The sequence below is a fragment of the Campylobacter sp. CH278 genome (assembly GCF_004378845.1).
Taxonomy (GTDB): domain Bacteria; phylum Campylobacterota; class Campylobacteria; order Campylobacterales; family Campylobacteraceae; genus Campylobacter_D; species Campylobacter_D jejuni.
On sequence record NZ_RYXZ01000002.1, the window covers coordinates 17257 to 33656 of the forward strand.

Sequence of the window (16400 nt, forward strand, 5' to 3'; positions counted from 1 at the left end):
AAGGAAAAATAATGACTTTAATTGCAATTTTATGTCTTTACACAGCACTTTTATCTTGGATTTCCTATGCTCAAATTCGTTTCTTAGAAAGAGAAAAAGACAAACAAGCTCAAATTTTAAGCGAAAAAGACTATCAAAATGCAGCAGATATTGCCATCGAAAATGAAAAATTTAAACTATTTTCCAATTTTTATAATTTAATCATCAATATTGCATGGATAGGTTTTGGATTTTTATATCTTAAAGAATTGCTTATCTCAAGCAACACTCGTTTTGAAAATACTTTATTTTTATTATCTTTTTTAATAATCACAAGTATTTTAAATCTACCTTTAAGTATTTATGAAAGTTTTATCAAAGATAAAGCCCATGGTTTTTCAAATATGACTGTAAAACTTTTTATCAAAGACACTATGAAAAGTCTTATTTTAACTTTAATATTTGGATTTTTAATCCTTTATGCTTTGCTTTTTTGCTATGATTTTTTTGGAACTTTTTGGTGGATTGCGGCCTTTATTTTTGCCTTTTGCATTATAGTGATTATAAATCTCATCTACCCTACCTTAATAGCACCTATTTTTAATAAAATGGAAAAACTAAACGATGAAAATTTGCTGAAAAAAATCAGCTCTTTAATGAAACAATGCGGATTTAGTGCAAATGGGGTTTATGTTATTGATGCAAGCAAAAGAGATAAGCGTTTAAATGCTTATTTTGGTGGACTTTTTAAAAGCAAAAGAGTGGTGCTTTTTGATACATTATTAAAAGCCTTAAATGAAAGAGAACTTTTAGCTGTTTTAGGACACGAGCTTGGACATTTTGTTCATAAGGATATTATCAAAGCTTTATTTAACGGCGCTATAACTATGTTTTTACTTTTTTTTGTTTTTGCAAATTTACCTGAATTTGTTTACTTAGAAAGTCATCTAGAAGGAGTAAATGGTGGCGTGTTTGCTCTTTTGTTTATCTTGGCGAATATTTTTAGCTTTTTAATCTCTCCTATGCTTAATGCCTTAAGTAGAAAAAATGAATTTGCAGCTGATCAACACGGAGCTAAAGTTACAAGCAAAGAAGATATGAAAAATGCATTGATAGCTCTAGCAAGAGAAAATAAAGCTTTTATCAAAACAAGTAAAATATATACATTTTTTTATCTCAGCCATCCAAGTATTAGTGATAGAATCAAGGCTCTTTCTTGACTATAAAAAATGCTCTTATGGAAGCTAAATCTAGCTTAAAAGGTTATGAAAATGAAGCGGTATTTATACTTTGCGAATATCTAAAAAAAGATAAAGCTTGGTTATTTTTAAACCAAGATATACAAATAGATCATGAACCTTATTTTGAGCTTATAAGGCGTTTTAAATCTGGAGAACCTTTTGAATATATATTTGAAAAAGTAGATTTTTGGGGATTAGAATTTAATATAAAAAAAGGTGTTCTAATCCCTCGCTACGATAGTGAAATTTTACTTTTTCAAATTTTAAATTTATGCAAAAAAAATACTTTTAATGGGATTTTAGAAATAGGATTTGGAAGCGGAATTTTAAGCATTGTTTTAGCCAAAGAACTTGGGTTAAAAATCACAGCCTGCGATATCAATCCCAAAGCCTTAGAATTAGCTTTAGAGAATGCCAAATTACACAAAGTCGATCACTTGATTGACTTTAAACTTTGTAATTTTAAGCAAATTAAAGAAAATTATGATTTTATTTTTTCAAATCCGCCCTATATTAAAAATTCATATCCTATAGATATTTGGGTGCAAAAAGAACCCAAAGAGGCTTTATTTGGCGGAGAAAAAGGATATGAAATTCTAGAAGAAATCATACATTTTTCCCTTGATAAAAAAGTTAAATTTTTAGCTTGCGAATTTGGCTATGATCAAAAAGAAATTTTGGAAAAAATTTTATATCAAAATAATTTCATTGTTGATTTTTTCAAAGATGAACAAGGTTATAATCGTGCTTTTGTAGCTAAATTTACAAATATGCGTTATGATAAAAAATAAAAGGAGAAACTCTTGAAAGCTGTTAATTTATTTTTACTTGCCTCCATCATAGGGGTTGAACTCATACTAGGAATAGTTGTTGCACCAACAATTTTTTTTCCTCAAAATCTTATAGGAGAAGGAGTGTTGAGCCATTTTCAAAGTGGCTTAATGATGACGCAAATTTTTATTAAAATGGGATATTTACTGATTTTTGTTTCAGTGGTTAATTTTTTATATGAAATTTATTCTCTTATAAAAGATGAAATGAAATTTCAAATAAAATTTTCAAAATTTATGCTGAGTTTGCTTATTTTGATTTTAAGCTTAATATTTGTTTTTTATTTTACTAATACCATAATTGAACTCCAAAACTTAGGCGAAAACGCTACAAAAACTCAAGAATTTATCAGTATCCATAATGCAAGTGAAGTGGTGATTAAAATCATCTTGATAATGCAAGTTTTTTTATATTTCTTAAGCTTTAAAATAGCAAAAAAATGATAAAATATAAATAAATCCAAAAGAGAAGGAGTAGGCCATGATGATCTCTGATGCAACTATGATGCAACAAAATTATTATTTAAATAATGCACAAAAAGCTAGCGATAAAGCTTTAGAAAATATTGCAGCTGTTCGCGCAATAAGTGGAGTTGATAGTGCTAATTTAGCTATTGCTGATTCTTTAAGATCTCAATCAAGCACTATAGATCAAGGTGTCGCAAATGCTTATGATGCTATAGGGGTTTTACAAATTGCAGATACTAGCCTTACCAATATCTCTCAAAGCGCAGATAGACTTAATGAACTTTCAGTGAAAATGAACAATGCTGCACTTAATGATTCTCAAAAAGGAATGCTAAGAACAGAAGCAACACGCATACAAGAATCCATCAATGATTCTTTTAATAATGCAACTTATAATGGAAAAAATGTCTTTCAAACTATGAATTTTGTAGTAGGTAGTGGAACTGAAACTACAAATTTAAATCCATTAGCAACAGGTGGATTAAGCATAGATAATCAAGATAGTATTACAAATTTTATGGATCAACTTGGAAGTTTAAGAAGTGAAATAGGCTCAGGTATCAATGCCATCACATCAAATATTAACGCAAGTGTTCAAAATAGTATTAATTCAAAAGCAGCTGAAAATAATTTACTCAATAATGACATGGCAAAAAATGTCAATGATTTTAATGCCAATTATCTAAAAGAAAATGCTGCTGCTTTTGTTGCTGCGCAATCCAACATACAGCTTCAAAGCAAAATTGCTAATTTGTTACAATAATATAAGCCCTAAATAGGGCTTATTTCTTTATCAAATGACTTTAGAGCAAATTTTAGAAAAAACCAAAAACGTTCGTCTTGTAGCCGCAAGCAAGTATGTCGATGCAAGTGTAATTGAAAAGCTTTTTGATCAAGGTATAGTAGAATTTGGAGAAAATCAAGTCCAAGCTCTAGCACAAAAAAAAGAAAATCTTGATGAAAAAAAATTAGACATAAAGTGGCATTTTATAGGAACTCTACAAAGCAACAAAATCAATCTCTTAATCAAACAAAAACCTATATTATGGCACTCTTGTAATGGTATTAAAATAGCTAAAGCTATGGACAAAAGACTTGATTATCAATTAAATACTTTATTAGAAATCAATAGTGCAAATGAAAATAGCAAAAGCGGTCTAGATCCAAATCAAGCTGTAGAAGAATATTTACAAATACAAGAAGAATGCTCCAATCTAAATCTTTGTGGCGTAATGAGCATAGGATCACACAGCCAAGATAAAGAAAGTATTATAAAAAGCTTTGAAACTACATTTAAAATTTATGAAATTCTTCAAAAACATGGGGCTAAAATTTGCTCTATGGGGATGAGTAATGATTTTGAAATTGCTATAAAATGCGGATCTAACTTAGTAAGACTTGGAAGTATTTTATTTAAAAATCTTAAGTAAGAACAATCTTACTTAAGCATATTTATTAGAAATTTCCTCTACTATACTATCAGAGATAATAAAATCTGTATGATAAAGCAAGCAAGATCCCGCGCTAATAACTTTTAAAACAAGTTTTTTATTATTTTTTTCATTAGGATTATGTGCATTTCTAGCAATTTCATGAATTTCATAGATTAATTCTCTATTTAACCTTGTCAAATCTAGCTCTATGATATTTTTTTCAAATTCCTTAGGTTCTGCGGTAAAATGATTTTCTTCTTTATTTTTGAAATCTTTTTTTGCTCCAAATTTTTTTATAGCTTTAATCTCACCATCTTCAAGACTTTGTAAATCTTTAATTGCTTTTAAAAAAAAGCTAGGCTTCTCCCCTCCCTCAGCTTTAAATCCCAATACAAAACCATAGGCATTATTTTTTAAATTTTCATCTTTGATGATGTTTTCTATTTCTTCTACATTGCTTTCAAATACAGTAGCATCAAACGAAGAATAATAATCCAAAATTTCAATTCTACCATAACGCTTATTATTTTTACTCATCATGGATTTGAAATCTTCAATTTTACCTATACTTAAAATTTCTCCATTGTTTTTTAAACTTTCAAAATCTAAACTTTTAACATAATCTATGGCATTAATTTGTTCATAAAATCGATCTAAAGGATGGCCTGAAACATAAATTCCTAAAATTTCTTTTTCATATCCTAATTTTTCCATCACTTCAAATTCTTCATTTTTGGGAGTAAAATTTACTTGAACACCTGAAGTTAATTCCTCTTCACCAAAAAGAGAACTTGCAGCATTTTTTCTTACTTCAGCCATTTTACGCGATGCTTCGCTAAGATTTTCCATATTATCAAACAAAGCTTTTCTAGTAAAACCAAACTCATCAAAAGCCCCTGCCTTAATAAGACTTTCTAATGTTCTACGGTTTATTTTGGTAGGATCTATCTTACCTAAGAAATCATTAATATCCTTAAATTCTCCATCTTGTCTTGCTTCAAGTAAATTTTCAACTGCAGGAATACCCACACTTTTTATAGCCCCAAGTCCGTATATAATAGCATCCTTGCCATCTTGCTCTAAAGCACTAAATTCACGGATCGCTTTGTTAATCGATGGAGGTAAAAGTTTAATATTCATTTTTTTCATCTCATCAATATAAACAGCAATTTTATCCACATTGTTTTCTTCGCTTGTTAAAAGCGCTGCCATAAATTCACTAGGATAATAAGTTTTTAAATAAGCTGTTTGAAAAGTAATCAACGCATAAGCCGCAGAGTGAGATTTATTAAAACCATATCCTGCAAATTTTACGATAAGCTCCCATAAATCCTCAGCTTTTGCTCTATCATATCCTTGTTTTTCTGCTCCATCTGCAAAATCAGTTTTAAGCTTTTTCATCTTCTCAGGATCTTTTTTACCCATAGCACGACGCACTACATCAGCACCTCCTAAAGAAAAGCCACCTATAATTTGAACAATTTGCATAACCTGTTCTTGATAAACAATAACCCCATAAGTAGGCTCTAAAACCTTTTCTAAACTGTCAAAAGGATATTCTATACTTTTTAAACCATGCTTTCTGTCGATAAAATCATCAAGCATTCCTGATTCCATAGGGCCTGGACGATAAAGCGCAAGAACCGCAATGATATCTTCAAAACGCTCTGGTTTTAAGCGTGCATTTAAGCTTTGCATACCGCCTGATTCGATTTGAAAAATTCCCAAAGTATTTCCACTTTGTATGGTTTTATAAACTTTGCTATCATTTACATCTATAGTTTCCCAAATAATGTCTTTATTGTAACGCTTTTTAATAAGCTTGATCGCATTATTGATTACTGTTAAGGTTTTAAGACCTAAAAAGTCAAATTTTATCAAATCCACATCTTCTAAATGATCTTTAGAATACTGCGTTACCAAATGTCTTTCATCATTTTTACTTTGTCTAAAAAGCGGAGTTTTCTTCCATAAACTTTCATTAGAAATTACAACACCTGCTGCGTGCATACCCGCATTGCGATTTAATCCTTCTAAAGCTCTTGCATACTCCCAAACTTCAGGACCTTTAGGATGACGATCGATAAATTCTTTGATTTTAGGTTCTTTTTCATAAGCAGCATCAAGAGTGATTTTAAGCTCTTCAGGCACAAGTTTAGCAAGCTCATCAGCATCTTGAATACTCATATCACAAACTCTAGCCACATCACGAATCACCCCCTTAGCCAAAAGTTTACCAAAGGTAATCACCTGTGCAACCTTATCCGCTCCATATTTATCAATCACATAATCAATCACTTCAGCACGTCTGTCTTGACAAAAATCCACATCAATATCAGGCATGCTCACACGCTCAGGATTTAAAAAACGCTCAAAAAGTAGACTATAAGGAATAGGATCTAAATCCGTAATCCTTAAACAATAAGAAACTAAACTTCCTGCAGCTGATCCTCTTCCAGGGCCTACTGGAATACCTTTATCCTTAGCCACTTTAATAAAATCATGAACAATAAGCATATAACCTGAAAATTTCATATTTTTAATGATGTTAATTTCTACTTCAAGTCTTTGTTTGTATTCTTCATGCTTACTTTCATCGATAAATTTTAATCTCTCTTCAAGTCCTTTTTTACAAAGTTCTTCAAAAACTATGTCATCATTATCAAAGCTAAATTCTTTTGTTTCTTCAGGCAAGGTAATATTATGATCTTTAGCATATTCTCTTGTAAATTTAAAATTCGGTGGAGTGGGATTGCCAAGATTAAGCTCTAAATTACATTTTTGTGCGATTTCTTGTGTATTTTCTATAGCTTCTGGAATATCTGCAAAAAGCTCACTCATCTGCTCAGGACTTTTAACATAAAATTCATGCACACTATGACGCATTCTATCAGGATCATTAAGTTTTTTTCCCATAGCTATACACATAAAAACCTCATGGGCAGCCGCTCTTTCTTTGAAAGTATAATGCGTATCATTTGTAGCAATAATTTTTATATTTAATTCTTTAGAAAGTCTGATAATATCATCATCTATCATTCTTTGGTCGCCTATACCATGACGCATGATTTCAAAATAAAAATCATCTTTAAAAACTTTTTTATACCATAATGCCGCTTCTTTTGCTGCTTCATAGCCTTTTGCACCAAAACGCACATTTCTTTCACTATAAGTATTTAAGTGCCAATTTACTTCACCTTGCAAGCAAGCAGAAGAGCAAATAAGACCTTCGCTATGATCTTCCAAAAGCTTTTTATTGATACGCGGATAATAATACAAACCTTTAATATAACTTTGAGAACTTAAATACATTAAATTTTGATATCCGATCTCATTTTTTGCATACAAACAAAGGTGAAAACGCTGACGAGAACTTTTATCATCTAATTCATCGTGATTATGTAAATACGCTTCCATACCAATGATAGGTTTTAAACCTTGTGCTTTCATTGTTTGATAAAAATCAATTGCCCCAAACATATTTCCATGATCTGTCATAGCCACACTTGTAGCACCCTGCTCTTTTAAAGTCAAAGCTAATTCTTTAAGCTTATTGGCTCCATCAAGCAAAGAATATTCTGTATGTAAATGCAAATGTGTAAATTGACTCATTTTCTTCCTTTAGTTTTTTAAGGCTTATTTTAATTTTGATAAAAATTATAAATTTTTCTCGCTGAATTTGAAAGAAATTGGCCCTAAATTTCAACTTAAATTTGATAAAAAGGCAAAAATTCAGCCAAAATAAACTATAATAAAATCTAAGATTTTAATCTTAATAAAATGAACTTTTCAAAGGATGAAATGATGAAAGTAAAAATTGCTTATTGCAATCTTTGAAATTATCGCCCACAAGCTGCAAGGGTTGCAGAAGAACTACAAAGCGATTTCAAAGATGTTGAAGTAGAATTTGAAATTGGCGGCAGAGGTGATTTTATCGTTGAAGTAGACGGAAAAGTTATCTTCTCTAAAACACAACTTATTAATTGCGAAAGCGAAAGACTTCCATATCAAAATGAAATTAATCAATTAATAAAAAATAGAGTGTAATCAAACACTCTATCATAACATTTTCTCATATTCCTTACCAATATATATGTTTTGCTCATACTCGATAATAGGACGCTTAATACAACTTGGATTTTCTAATACAATTTTTTCAAGTTCTTTTTCATTTAAATTTTTAACTTTTTCTTTGTTTAAACCAAGTTTTTTAGAAGTTAATCCAGCAGTATTGATAAGTTCTTCAAAAGATTTTTGTTTTAACCATGTGTATAAAATATCTTGATTAATCTTTTTAATATCCATAAAATCAAACACAATGCCTTTTTGTGTTAAAGCATCCATAGCTTTTTTTACAGAATTGCAATTTTTAATACCATAAAGTTTCATTTTCTAGCCTTTTTTACCAAATCTGCAATTAAAAAAGCAAGTTCTAATGCTTGATCCGCATTAAGTCTTGGATCGCATTGAGTCTCATAACGATCTTCCAAGCTTTGAGCAGTAACATTGCTTGCACCACCTGTACATTCTGTTACATCTTTCCCAGTCATTTCAAGATGCACCCCACCTGGATAAACTCCTTCGCTTATTGCAATCTCAAAAAAAGATCTCACTTCTTGCATGATTTTATCAAACTCACGTGTTTTAAAATTACCTGCTTTTACTGTATTTCCATGCATAGGATCTATGCTATATACTAAATTTAAACCTTCACTTTTAAGTTTAGAGAAAATTTTTGGCAAATTATTGATAATTTTATCTGCACCCATGCGGATAATAATATTTAATCTTCCTTCTTCATTATTTGGATTTAAAACATTTGCTAAAGCTATGATATCATCTGCACTTGCACTAGGTCCTATTTTAACCCCTAAAGGATTTTTTACTCCGCTTAAAAAATGTACATGAGCTTCATCAAGCGCCCTTGTTCTTTCACCTATCCAAAGCATATGAGCTGAACAATCGTAAATTTCCCCACTTAAACTATCCACCCTAGTTAAAGCTTCTTCATAAGGCAAAAGTAAAGCTTCATGTGAAGTATAAACACTAACTTCTCTTAGACTCGGCGTATTACTTGTATTAATTCCACAAGCTTCCATAAAAGCTAAAGCTTGTGAAATTTTTTCACTGATATCAGTATATTGCTTATGGAGTTCACTCTTTTTTAAAAAGCCCAAATTCCAACGATGCACTTCATGCAAATCTGCTAAACCACCCTTAGCAAATCCACGCAACAAATTTAGCGTTGTTGCGCTTTGATAATAAGCTTCAAGCATTCTATGTGGATCAGGAATACGTGCTTGTTCACTAAATTCAAAACCATTAATAATATCACCACGATAACTAGGAAGACTTATACCATCTAACTCTTCAAAATCACTACTTCTTGGCTTGGCAAACTGCCCTGCAATACGACCAATTTTTACAACAGGGCATCCACCGGCAAATGTAAGCACTATAGCCATTTGAAGTAAAATTTTAAACATATCACGGATATTTACAGCGCCAAAATTTTCAAAACTTTCAGCGCAATCTCCACCTTGAAGTAAAAAAGCTTCTTTTTTACAAACTCTTGCTAAAGACTCTTGAAGATTTCTCACTTCTCCAGCAAAAACCAAAGGAGGAAGTTTCTTAAGTCTTGCTAAAACTCTATTCATTTCCTCTTGATCTGGATAGATAGGTTGCTGTTTTATAGGATAGTTTTTCCAAGAATTCTTAGTCCACATGGTTTTTTCTTTCGTTTTATTTATCAGCTTCCTCTATAAGTTGAATAACCAAAAGGAGAAAGGGTTATTGGAACATGGTAATGTTTTTGATCTCTAGAAAGCTCAAAACTTACCTCTACAAAAGGATAAAAAGTATTTATTTTGTGTGATGTGTAATAGTCTTTTGTGAAAAATTTAAGCTTATAAATTCCAAAAGCCCTATTTTCAGCTTTTTCATATGGTAATAAATCTCCTATTCTACCATTTTCTTCGGTAAATTCTTCACTTACTTTTTTCCACTGTTGATTTGCTTCCAACTTATAAAGCTCAACTTTTACTTTAGGAGCAGGTTGTCCAGAAGTAATATCCAAGACATGAGTACTTAATTGATATTCAGTAGCACTCAAAAACATTGGCACGCTTGCTAGTATTAATAAAGTTTTTTTAATAGAAAACATTTTCTCTCCTTGTATAATATTTACAAGGAATATTATACAAGAGTATTATTAATAATTAAAATCAAATAATAAAAAATTATAAATTAATTATAATTATTTAATTGTTAGGCTTATAATAAAAAATAATTATAAATTATTTTTTAAGCTCTTTAATACGTGCTGCTTTACCACGTCTATCTCTTAAGTAAAATAATCTTGCACGGCGTACACGACCACGACGCAAAACAGTAATACTCTCTAAACTTTCACTATAAATAGGGAAAATTCTCTCAACGCCAACATTATTAGCACCCATTTTACGCACGATAAAAGTTTCACTTACGCCATTACCTCTTCTAGCAATACAAATACCCTCAAAATTTTGGATTCTTGTTTTATCCCCTTCTTTGATGCGAATTGCAAGCTTTAAAGTATCACCAGCACGAAAATCTGGAACATTTTTACCTTCAATTTGTTTTGCTTCAAATTGTTCTATATATTTATTTTTCATAAAAAATCCCTTATTTTTTGCGTTCATGCTCTAAAAATAAATCTGGACGAAAAAATTTCGTTTTGCAAGACGCCAAAGTAGTTTTTAAATTTGCAATTCTAGCGTGATTACCCTTTAAAAACTCTGAAGGAGTATAAAATTTTTTATTTTTTTTCTCAAAAATAAAAGGTTTTGAAAAAGCAGGCGCTTCGAGTAAATTATTTTCAAAGCTTTCTTCTTCCAAGCTTTCCATATTTCCTAAAACCCCATTAACATTTCTTAAAATCGCATCACACATTACAAGCGCAGGTAATTCTCCTCCTGTTAAAATAAAATCCCCTATGCTAAAAACTTCATTCGCAAAAATTTCAAGCACTCTTTCATCTATACCTTCATAACGCCCGCATACAAAAACTATATGTTCTTTTTTACTTAAGCGTTTGGCGTCTTTTTGATTAAAGGTTTTACCACTTGGATTTAAAAAAATAAAATAGGGATTTTCTTTTTTTTCTTGAATACTTCTTAACACCTCATACATAGGTTCAGCTTGCATCAAAAGTCCAGCTCCGCCACCTATTTTATAATCATCGACTTTATGATAGGAATTTTTAGAAAAATCTCTTGGATTATAAAAATTAAGTTTGAAAAGTTTTTTTTCTTTTGCTCTTGCAAGTATAGAATCTTGAAAGTAAAATTCCATAAGATTAGGAAACAAAGAAACGAAACTAAATTTCATGAATTTTCTAAAATTAAAAAAGCATCTTGCGTGCAAAAAATCTGTCGTTTTTCTATATCTATATTTTTAACAAATTTATCTAAATATGGAATAAAAAATATTTTAGGATATTTTTTTTCCACCCATTTTTCATCACTTTGAATTTCAAATAAATAAGAAGCTCCAGTTTCCAAGATATCAACCACTTTACCTAATCTTTTATCTTCTTCAAAAACTTCACACTCTAAAATATCAAAATAAAAAAACTCATCTTTTTTTAATTTACAAGTTTGTCTGCTTTTCTCGATACTCTGAAAAAGAATAAGATTAGTTAATTCTTTGGCCTTTTCTATATCTTCATAATTTTCAAATAAAACAGTAGAATTGCTTGCATTATAATGCTTAATCTTTAACATTTCTTTGGTGTTTTTTATAAAAAAAGTAGCATCTTTTTTAAATTGAGAAGAAAAGTCGCTCAGGTTATGCAATTTTACATAACCCTTAAGACCCACAGTTTTACCAAGTTTTGCAACTTGAACAAAATCTTTTTCACTCAAGTGCTTTTACCGTTACTCTATAAGAACTTGCATCCTTGCTCTTATAAGCAGAGATTACGGTTTTTATAGCATTGATCATTTTTCCATTTTTACCTATAAGCTTACCTGTATCAACCTTATGTGCAAAAAGAACAATCTCAAAAAAATTTTCACTTAATTCAATTTTTTGAGTATCAATCTGTCCAGGATAATCTGCAATTAATTTTGCGTATTCTCTAAGAAAATTCTCTACCATGATTATTTGCTAGTGATAGAAGCAACTTTATCGCTAAGTTTTGCACCAACACTTTTCCAATAAGCTAAACGCTCTGCATCAACTTTAATTACCTCAGGTTCTACCATAGGATTATAATACCCAATACTTTCTATCCAACCACCATCACGACGTTTTCTACTGTCTGTAACTACAATACGATAAAATGGTCTTTTAGTTCTACCCATTCTTGTAAGTCTAATAACTGTCATTTATACTCCTTAAAAATTAAAAATTTTATTTATAGATACTATAAAAAGTATTTATAAATAAAATTTAAAATTGCCTTCTAGCTTGACTCATCATTTGCGTCAAACTCTCCATTCCTTTTTTACCTGAAAATCTTTTTGCAAGTTTTGCTGCATTGCTAAATTGTTTTAAAAAACGATTGACTTCTACCTGAGAAAGACCCGCTCCCTCTGCTATACGACGTTTTCTAGCATTATTTAATAAATCAGGATTTTCTCTTTCTTTTGGAGTCATTGAAGAAATCATTGCTTTAATGCGTATGATTTCTTTAGAATTATCCAAATCTATATCTTTTACAGCATTTGCCATTCCGCCAAGCCCTGGTATCATACCGATTAAAGACTTCATGCTTCCTAATTTTTTAATACTTTCCATTTGATTAAGAAAATCATTAAAATTAAATTCACCTTTTTTAATTTTTTGATTGAGTTTTTTAGCCTCTTTTTCATCAATAATCGCAGCAGTTTTTTCAGCTAAAGTTGCCAAATCACCCTCACCCATAATACGACTTACTATACGATCTGGTATAAAAACTTCTAAATCTGCTACTTTTTCACCCACACCAATAAATCTTAAAGGGATACCGATTTGTTTTGCTATACCTAAGGCTACTCCACCTTTAGTATCTGCATCAAATTTTGATAAAATTACCCCGCTGATACCTAAAACTTCATTAAAACTAGCCGCAGTCTTAACCCCATCTTGACCACTCATTGCATCAGCAACATAGAAAATCTCATCAGGATTTAAAACATCCTTAACTGCTTTTAATTCATTCATCAAAGCCTCATCTATAGCCAAACGTCCAGCAGTATCCACAAGCAAAACATCTACCATAGAACTTTCAGCCTTTTTTAAAGCCTCTTTAGCAACCCTAATAGGATCTTTTTCATTTTCTATGAAGAAAAGTTCAATTTCATTAGCTTCACAAAGTTGTCTTAGCTGCTCCACTGCCGCTAAACGCTGTAAATCACAAGCCGCAACTAAAACTTTTTTATTGCGTAATTTTAAATAATTTGCAAGTTTAATAGTGCTTGTAGTCTTACCGCCCCCTTGCAAACCTGCCATTAGAACTACTGTTGGGGGTTTAGAAGCAAAAACAAAACCTTGATTCTTACCATTGACACTTAAAATATTTTCTAAATTTACTTTAATGGCATTTAAAAATTGTTTTTGACCTATTCCGTTTTGCTTTACATCTTCTTCTATCAAAGTCAAAAGCTCTTTAGTTACCTTATGGTGAACATCTGCTTTTAAAAGAGCTTTTTTTAAGGTTTCTAAAGCGTTCTTAAGTGCTTTTTCATCATCAACAAAACGTAATTTATTAATCGCTGATTTAAAAGATTCGCTAACTAACTCAAACACTTTATCACCTTTCTATAAAATTTTTAAATTAAACCTTGCATTATACAAAATTTTTTCTTAAATGGCTTTAAAAATCTAAATTTTTTATCTCAAAGCCAACTTTTGCAAAACTATTATCTAGCTCAGCCTTAAAATAATAATCAAAAATTTTAATTTCATAGCTATGCAAATACATTCTATCGCTTGAAATTTTAGCATATTTTTCATCACCTACAACGCCATGTTTTATAAATTTAGCATGCACTCTGATTTGATGAGTTCTACCTGTTTGAATGACTATTTTTGCTAAGGTTTTTTTTGACTGCATCATGATAGGAGTAATGATACTTAAGGCACTTAAACCATCTTTTGAAACTTTACTTAATGCCCCACCTTTTGCTTTTATGGTAAAAATAGGCTCATTCACTTCAACCTCTTCAGCCAAAACCCCATCTAAAACCGCAATATAACTTTTATAAACCCTGTGTTTTTTAAATTCTTCTATACAAAGCTTTCTAAAATCTTCATCTTTGCAAAGCAAAATCACACCGCTTGTTTCTTTGTCTAAACGATTTAAAAGCTTGGCATTAAATTTTCTCTCCAAGTCTTCACTCACATAAGCATAAGGTTTATTAATAGCAATAATCTTATCATCTTCAAAAATAATTTGAGGATTTTTGGTTTTTATCACATTAAATCTTGCCTTATCGCTCATCAAAGCTCTAGCAACCACAACTTTTTTTCCATGTGAAAAAACACAACCCTTATCAATCAAATCTTTAGCTTCACGATTTGAAATTTTTTCTTGCAAAGCTAAGAGTTTATAAGCTTTTTCTTGCATCAATTCCCTTTTGTATGGTCTGTATAATAAGATCTAAATTTTCTTTTTTGGAAATTTTAACTTTTAAATTTAAATAATGAATTTTATCATTTAAATCTTTTAAATTTTCGCAAAAATATACATTTTCTACTTCTTCAAATAAAGCCTTTTGATTATGAATAAATTTCCCACTGATTAATACATTGTCAAAATATGCCACTTCTATAGGATTGTGTCCTCCTATGCCTTCTATGAAAGAACCTCCAAGCACAACAACATCAGAAATTGCATAAAAATTTACAAGCTCTCCTAAAGCATCTAAAAGCAAAATTTTTTTAGCAAATTTCTTATTTTCATCTTTTAAAGAACTAAATTTTTCAAATTCCAAACCTTTGTTTAAAAGCAAATTTTCAACTTCTTTAAAACGCTCAGGGTGTCGTGGGGCGATAATGAGTTTTTCATTTTCTTCTAGTTTAAAATGATCAAGCAAAAGCTCTTCTTCGTCCTTATGAGTACTGGCAAAAATGATAAGTTTTTCCTTAGGTTTGGCATAAATTTTATTATTTTTAATTTCTAAATTTGCCTTAATATTTTTAAAAATTTTAACATTTTTAGCTCCCAAACTTTCAAGTCTTACTTTATCTAATTCACTTTGAGCAAAAACTTCATCAATATAAGAAAAAATTTTTTTATAAAAAAAAGAAAATCTTTGATAAGAATGATAAGATTTATCAGATATTCTTGCATTAAGCAAAATAATCTTAGTTTTATAAATGTGTGCCATGAAAACAAGCATAAGCCAATATTCTGCTTCAAAAATTACCAAAACCTTACAAGGCTTAAACCAAAAAGGCAAAAAATTTTCAAAAGCAAGATAATTTACCTTTTTACAAAATTCTTTTGCATATTCAAAACCTGTTTGAGTAATAGTAGTTATTCTTGAATCAAATTTCAGAACCAAAGTTTTAATACTTCTTACCTCCCCGTAAGAACAAGCATGAAAATGTACATCAGCTTTTTCTTGATGTAAATTTTTATAAAGAAAAAATCGGGATTTTAAACTAGTTTTGTATTTGGATTTTAAAAAAGAAAGCAAAAGAATAAAGACGGCACAAAATAAAAATGCCGCCCAAGTTAAAAAATAATAAAAAAAGATCAATTTTGTTCTTCTTGCTCTTTATAAAGAATTCTTCCACAATGAGGGCAAGTTACAATCTCTTCACCTTTTACAACAGACAGATAAGTCTTATCGTAAATTTTCATAAAACATCCATAGCATGCTTGTTTTTTAACAGGAACTACAGCAGTATTTTTCGCCCATTTGCGAATTTTTTCATAAAAACTTAAAACTTTTTGATTCATCTCGCCCACAAGTTTGGTTTTTTTATTATAAACACTCATTCTATCTTTTTCAAGAACTTCCATTTCAGATTTAATGCTTACTCTAATCTCATTAATATTTTGCTCTTGTTTAATTTTTTCTTCTTCAAGTTCTTTTTTATAAGTTTCTTTATTCTCTAAAATTTTATCCAGTCTTACAATTTCATCATTTGCAGCGTCTAATTGCTCTTTTGCAATATCTTCTTCAATTTTTAAAGCATTAGCTTCTTTTTCTGTTTTTACTGTACCACTTTTTTTAGAAAGCTCTTTAATTTTTGCCGAAAACTCAGAAATATGAGCATTATTTTGTACTTTTTGATTTTCTATATCTTTGATTTCTTCATCAATTTTTTCTAAATCTGTGTTGATTTTTCCTATTTTTAACTCAGCATCTTTTAAAGTCTTATTAATACTGTCTATTTTTGGTTCATAACTATCAATTTCTTGATCTATTTTTGATAAAAGCACTAATTGTTCGAGATATTTATTCATTTATTTT

19 protein-coding genes are annotated in these 16400 nt (G+C 30.1%); 6 read left to right on the forward strand and 13 right to left on the reverse strand.

The window, feature by feature from the left end:
• Positions 1-11: 11 nt before the first annotated feature.
• The 5 genes from ELQ04_RS01825 to ELQ04_RS01845 are packed head-to-tail and all read left to right on the forward strand — an operon-like array spanning position 12 to position 3948.
• Positions 12-1199, forward strand: a complete 1188-nt coding sequence (locus tag ELQ04_RS01825) for a M48 family metallopeptidase (protein ID WP_002938602.1) — start codon at positions 12-14, stop codon at positions 1197-1199.
• Positions 1196-2011, forward strand: coding sequence for a HemK/PrmC family methyltransferase (locus ELQ04_RS01830; RefSeq protein ID WP_002922339.1), 816 nt, complete (start codon positions 1196-1198; stop codon positions 2009-2011). Before ELQ04_RS01825 ends, ELQ04_RS01830 begins: the two co-directional genes overlap by 4 nt.
• A 12-nt stretch (positions 2012-2023) precedes the next feature.
• On the forward strand, positions 2024-2494 hold the full coding sequence (locus ELQ04_RS01835; RefSeq protein ID WP_002858582.1) for a DUF4149 domain-containing protein: 471 nt from the start codon (positions 2024-2026) through the stop codon (positions 2492-2494).
• Positions 2495-2531: 37 nt separating this feature from the next.
• Positions 2532-3281, forward strand: coding sequence for a flagellin C (gene flaC, locus ELQ04_RS01840; protein WP_002938605.1), 750 nt, complete (start codon positions 2532-2534; stop codon positions 3279-3281).
• Positions 3282-3315: 34 nt separating this feature from the next.
• The gene (locus tag ELQ04_RS01845) at positions 3316-3948 is read left to right on the forward strand and encodes a YggS family pyridoxal phosphate-dependent enzyme (protein WP_002938606.1); all 633 of its coding nucleotides are present in this window, start codon (positions 3316-3318) and stop codon (positions 3946-3948) included.
• 12 nt (positions 3949-3960) lie between these two features.
• Here ELQ04_RS01845 and dnaE read toward each other — a convergent pair whose 3' ends face one another.
• Positions 3961-7563 (reverse strand): DNA polymerase III subunit alpha, encoded by a 3603-nt coding sequence (gene dnaE, locus ELQ04_RS01850; protein WP_002877994.1) that lies wholly within the window; start codon positions 7561-7563, stop codon positions 3961-3963.
• 192 nt (positions 7564-7755) lie between these two features.
• Between dnaE and ELQ04_RS08950 the strand changes: the two genes are divergently transcribed.
• On the forward strand, positions 7756-7998 hold the full coding sequence (locus ELQ04_RS08950) for a SelT/SelW/SelH family (seleno)protein (protein WP_257407388.1): 243 nt from the start codon (positions 7756-7758) through the stop codon (positions 7996-7998).
• A 12-nt stretch (positions 7999-8010) separates the two neighbouring features.
• On the opposite strand, the gene ELQ04_RS01860 is transcribed toward ELQ04_RS08950, so the two are convergent.
• The 12 genes from ELQ04_RS01860 to ELQ04_RS01915 all read right to left on the reverse strand — a co-directional run bounded on the left by ELQ04_RS01860 (position 8011) and on the right by ELQ04_RS01915 (position 16393).
• Positions 8011-8340 carry an ArsC/Spx/MgsR family protein gene (locus ELQ04_RS01860; protein ID WP_002854966.1) on the reverse strand — a complete coding sequence of 110 codons (330 nt, stop codon included), beginning with the start codon at positions 8338-8340 and terminating at the stop codon, positions 8011-8013.
• Positions 8337-9677 carry a 3-deoxy-7-phosphoheptulonate synthase class II gene (locus ELQ04_RS01865; RefSeq protein WP_044261161.1) on the reverse strand — a complete coding sequence of 447 codons (1341 nt, stop codon included), beginning with the start codon at positions 9675-9677 and terminating at the stop codon, positions 8337-8339. The genes ELQ04_RS01860 and ELQ04_RS01865 overlap by 4 nt, the downstream gene beginning before the upstream one ends.
• 23 nt (positions 9678-9700) lie before the next feature.
• On the reverse strand, positions 9701-10114 hold the full coding sequence (gene uraH, locus ELQ04_RS01870) for a hydroxyisourate hydrolase (RefSeq protein ID WP_044261162.1): 414 nt from the start codon (positions 10112-10114) through the stop codon (positions 9701-9703).
• Between the two features lie 133 nt (positions 10115-10247).
• A complete protein-coding gene (gene rplS, locus ELQ04_RS01875; protein WP_002854824.1) occupies positions 10248-10604 on the reverse strand; it encodes a 50S ribosomal protein L19 in 357 nt (118 codons plus the stop codon).
• A gap of 10 nt (positions 10605-10614) precedes the next feature.
• Positions 10615-11319, reverse strand: coding sequence for a tRNA (guanosine(37)-N1)-methyltransferase TrmD (gene trmD, locus ELQ04_RS01880; protein ID WP_044778234.1), 705 nt, complete (start codon positions 11317-11319; stop codon positions 10615-10617).
• A complete protein-coding gene (rimM, locus tag ELQ04_RS01885; RefSeq protein WP_002937878.1) occupies positions 11316-11855 on the reverse strand; it encodes a ribosome maturation factor RimM in 540 nt (179 codons plus the stop codon). The genes trmD and rimM overlap by 4 nt, the downstream gene beginning before the upstream one ends.
• Positions 11848-12090, reverse strand: coding sequence for a KH domain-containing protein (locus ELQ04_RS01890; protein ID WP_044778235.1), 243 nt, complete (start codon positions 12088-12090; stop codon positions 11848-11850). The genes rimM and ELQ04_RS01890 overlap by 8 nt, the downstream gene beginning before the upstream one ends.
• A 2-nt stretch (positions 12091-12092) precedes the next feature.
• Positions 12093-12320 carry a 30S ribosomal protein S16 gene (rpsP, locus tag ELQ04_RS01895; RefSeq protein WP_002852274.1) on the reverse strand — a complete coding sequence of 76 codons (228 nt, stop codon included), beginning with the start codon at positions 12318-12320 and terminating at the stop codon, positions 12093-12095.
• A gap of 64 nt (positions 12321-12384) precedes the next feature.
• Positions 12385-13722, reverse strand: a complete 1338-nt coding sequence (gene ffh / locus ELQ04_RS01900) for a signal recognition particle protein (RefSeq protein WP_002937885.1) — start codon at positions 13720-13722, stop codon at positions 12385-12387.
• Between the two features lie 67 nt (positions 13723-13789).
• The gene (locus tag ELQ04_RS01905) at positions 13790-14542 is read right to left on the reverse strand and encodes an RluA family pseudouridine synthase (RefSeq protein ID WP_002893636.1); all 753 of its coding nucleotides are present in this window, start codon (positions 14540-14542) and stop codon (positions 13790-13792) included.
• Positions 14523-15680 carry a lipid IV(A) 3-deoxy-D-manno-octulosonic acid transferase gene (waaA, locus tag ELQ04_RS01910; protein WP_002937888.1) on the reverse strand — a complete coding sequence of 386 codons (1158 nt, stop codon included), beginning with the start codon at positions 15678-15680 and terminating at the stop codon, positions 14523-14525. The genes ELQ04_RS01905 and waaA overlap by 20 nt, the downstream gene beginning before the upstream one ends.
• Positions 15677-16393: a zinc ribbon domain-containing protein gene (locus tag ELQ04_RS01915; protein ID WP_134224426.1), complete on the reverse strand. Its 717-nt coding sequence runs from the start codon at positions 16391-16393 to the stop codon at positions 15677-15679. The genes waaA and ELQ04_RS01915 overlap by 4 nt, the downstream gene beginning before the upstream one ends.
• Between the last annotated feature and the right edge of the window lie 7 nt (positions 16394-16400).

What these genes read in the sequence shown, in the direction of transcription:
- ELQ04_RS01825 (WP_002938602.1), top strand. Translation starts at nt 12, where the DNA reads ATGACTTTAATTGCAATTTTATGTCTTTACACAGCACTTTTATCTTGG.
- flaC (WP_002938605.1), top strand. Translation starts at nt 2,532, where the DNA reads ATGATGATCTCTGATGCAACTATGATGCAACAAAATTATTATTTAAAT.
- ELQ04_RS01845 (WP_002938606.1), top strand. Translation starts at nt 3,316, where the DNA reads ATGACTTTAGAGCAAATTTTAGAAAAAACCAAAAACGTTCGTCTTGTA.
- dnaE (WP_002877994.1), bottom strand. Translation starts at nt 7,563, where the DNA reads ATGAGTCAATTTACACATTTGCATTTACATACAGAATATTCTTTGCTT.
- ELQ04_RS01860 (WP_002854966.1), bottom strand. Translation starts at nt 8,340, where the DNA reads ATGAAACTTTATGGTATTAAAAATTGCAATTCTGTAAAAAAAGCTATG.
- ELQ04_RS01865 (WP_044261161.1), bottom strand. Translation starts at nt 9,677, where the DNA reads ATGTGGACTAAGAATTCTTGGAAAAACTATCCTATAAAACAGCAACCT.
- uraH (WP_044261162.1), bottom strand. Translation starts at nt 10,114, where the DNA reads ATGTTTTCTATTAAAAAAACTTTATTAATACTAGCAAGCGTGCCAATG.
- rplS (WP_002854824.1), bottom strand. Translation starts at nt 10,604, where the DNA reads ATGAAAAATAAATATATAGAACAATTTGAAGCAAAACAAATTGAAGGT.
- trmD (WP_044778234.1), bottom strand. Translation starts at nt 11,319, where the DNA reads ATGAAATTTAGTTTCGTTTCTTTGTTTCCTAATCTTATGGAATTTTAC.
- ELQ04_RS01890 (WP_044778235.1), bottom strand. Translation starts at nt 12,090, where the DNA reads ATGGTAGAGAATTTTCTTAGAGAATACGCAAAATTAATTGCAGATTAT.
- rpsP (WP_002852274.1), bottom strand. Translation starts at nt 12,320, where the DNA reads ATGACAGTTATTAGACTTACAAGAATGGGTAGAACTAAAAGACCATTT.
- ELQ04_RS01905 (WP_002893636.1), bottom strand. Translation starts at nt 14,542, where the DNA reads ATGCAAGAAAAAGCTTATAAACTCTTAGCTTTGCAAGAAAAAATTTCA.
- ELQ04_RS01915 (WP_134224426.1), bottom strand. Translation starts at nt 16,393, where the DNA reads ATGAATAAATATCTCGAACAATTAGTGCTTTTATCAAAAATAGATCAA.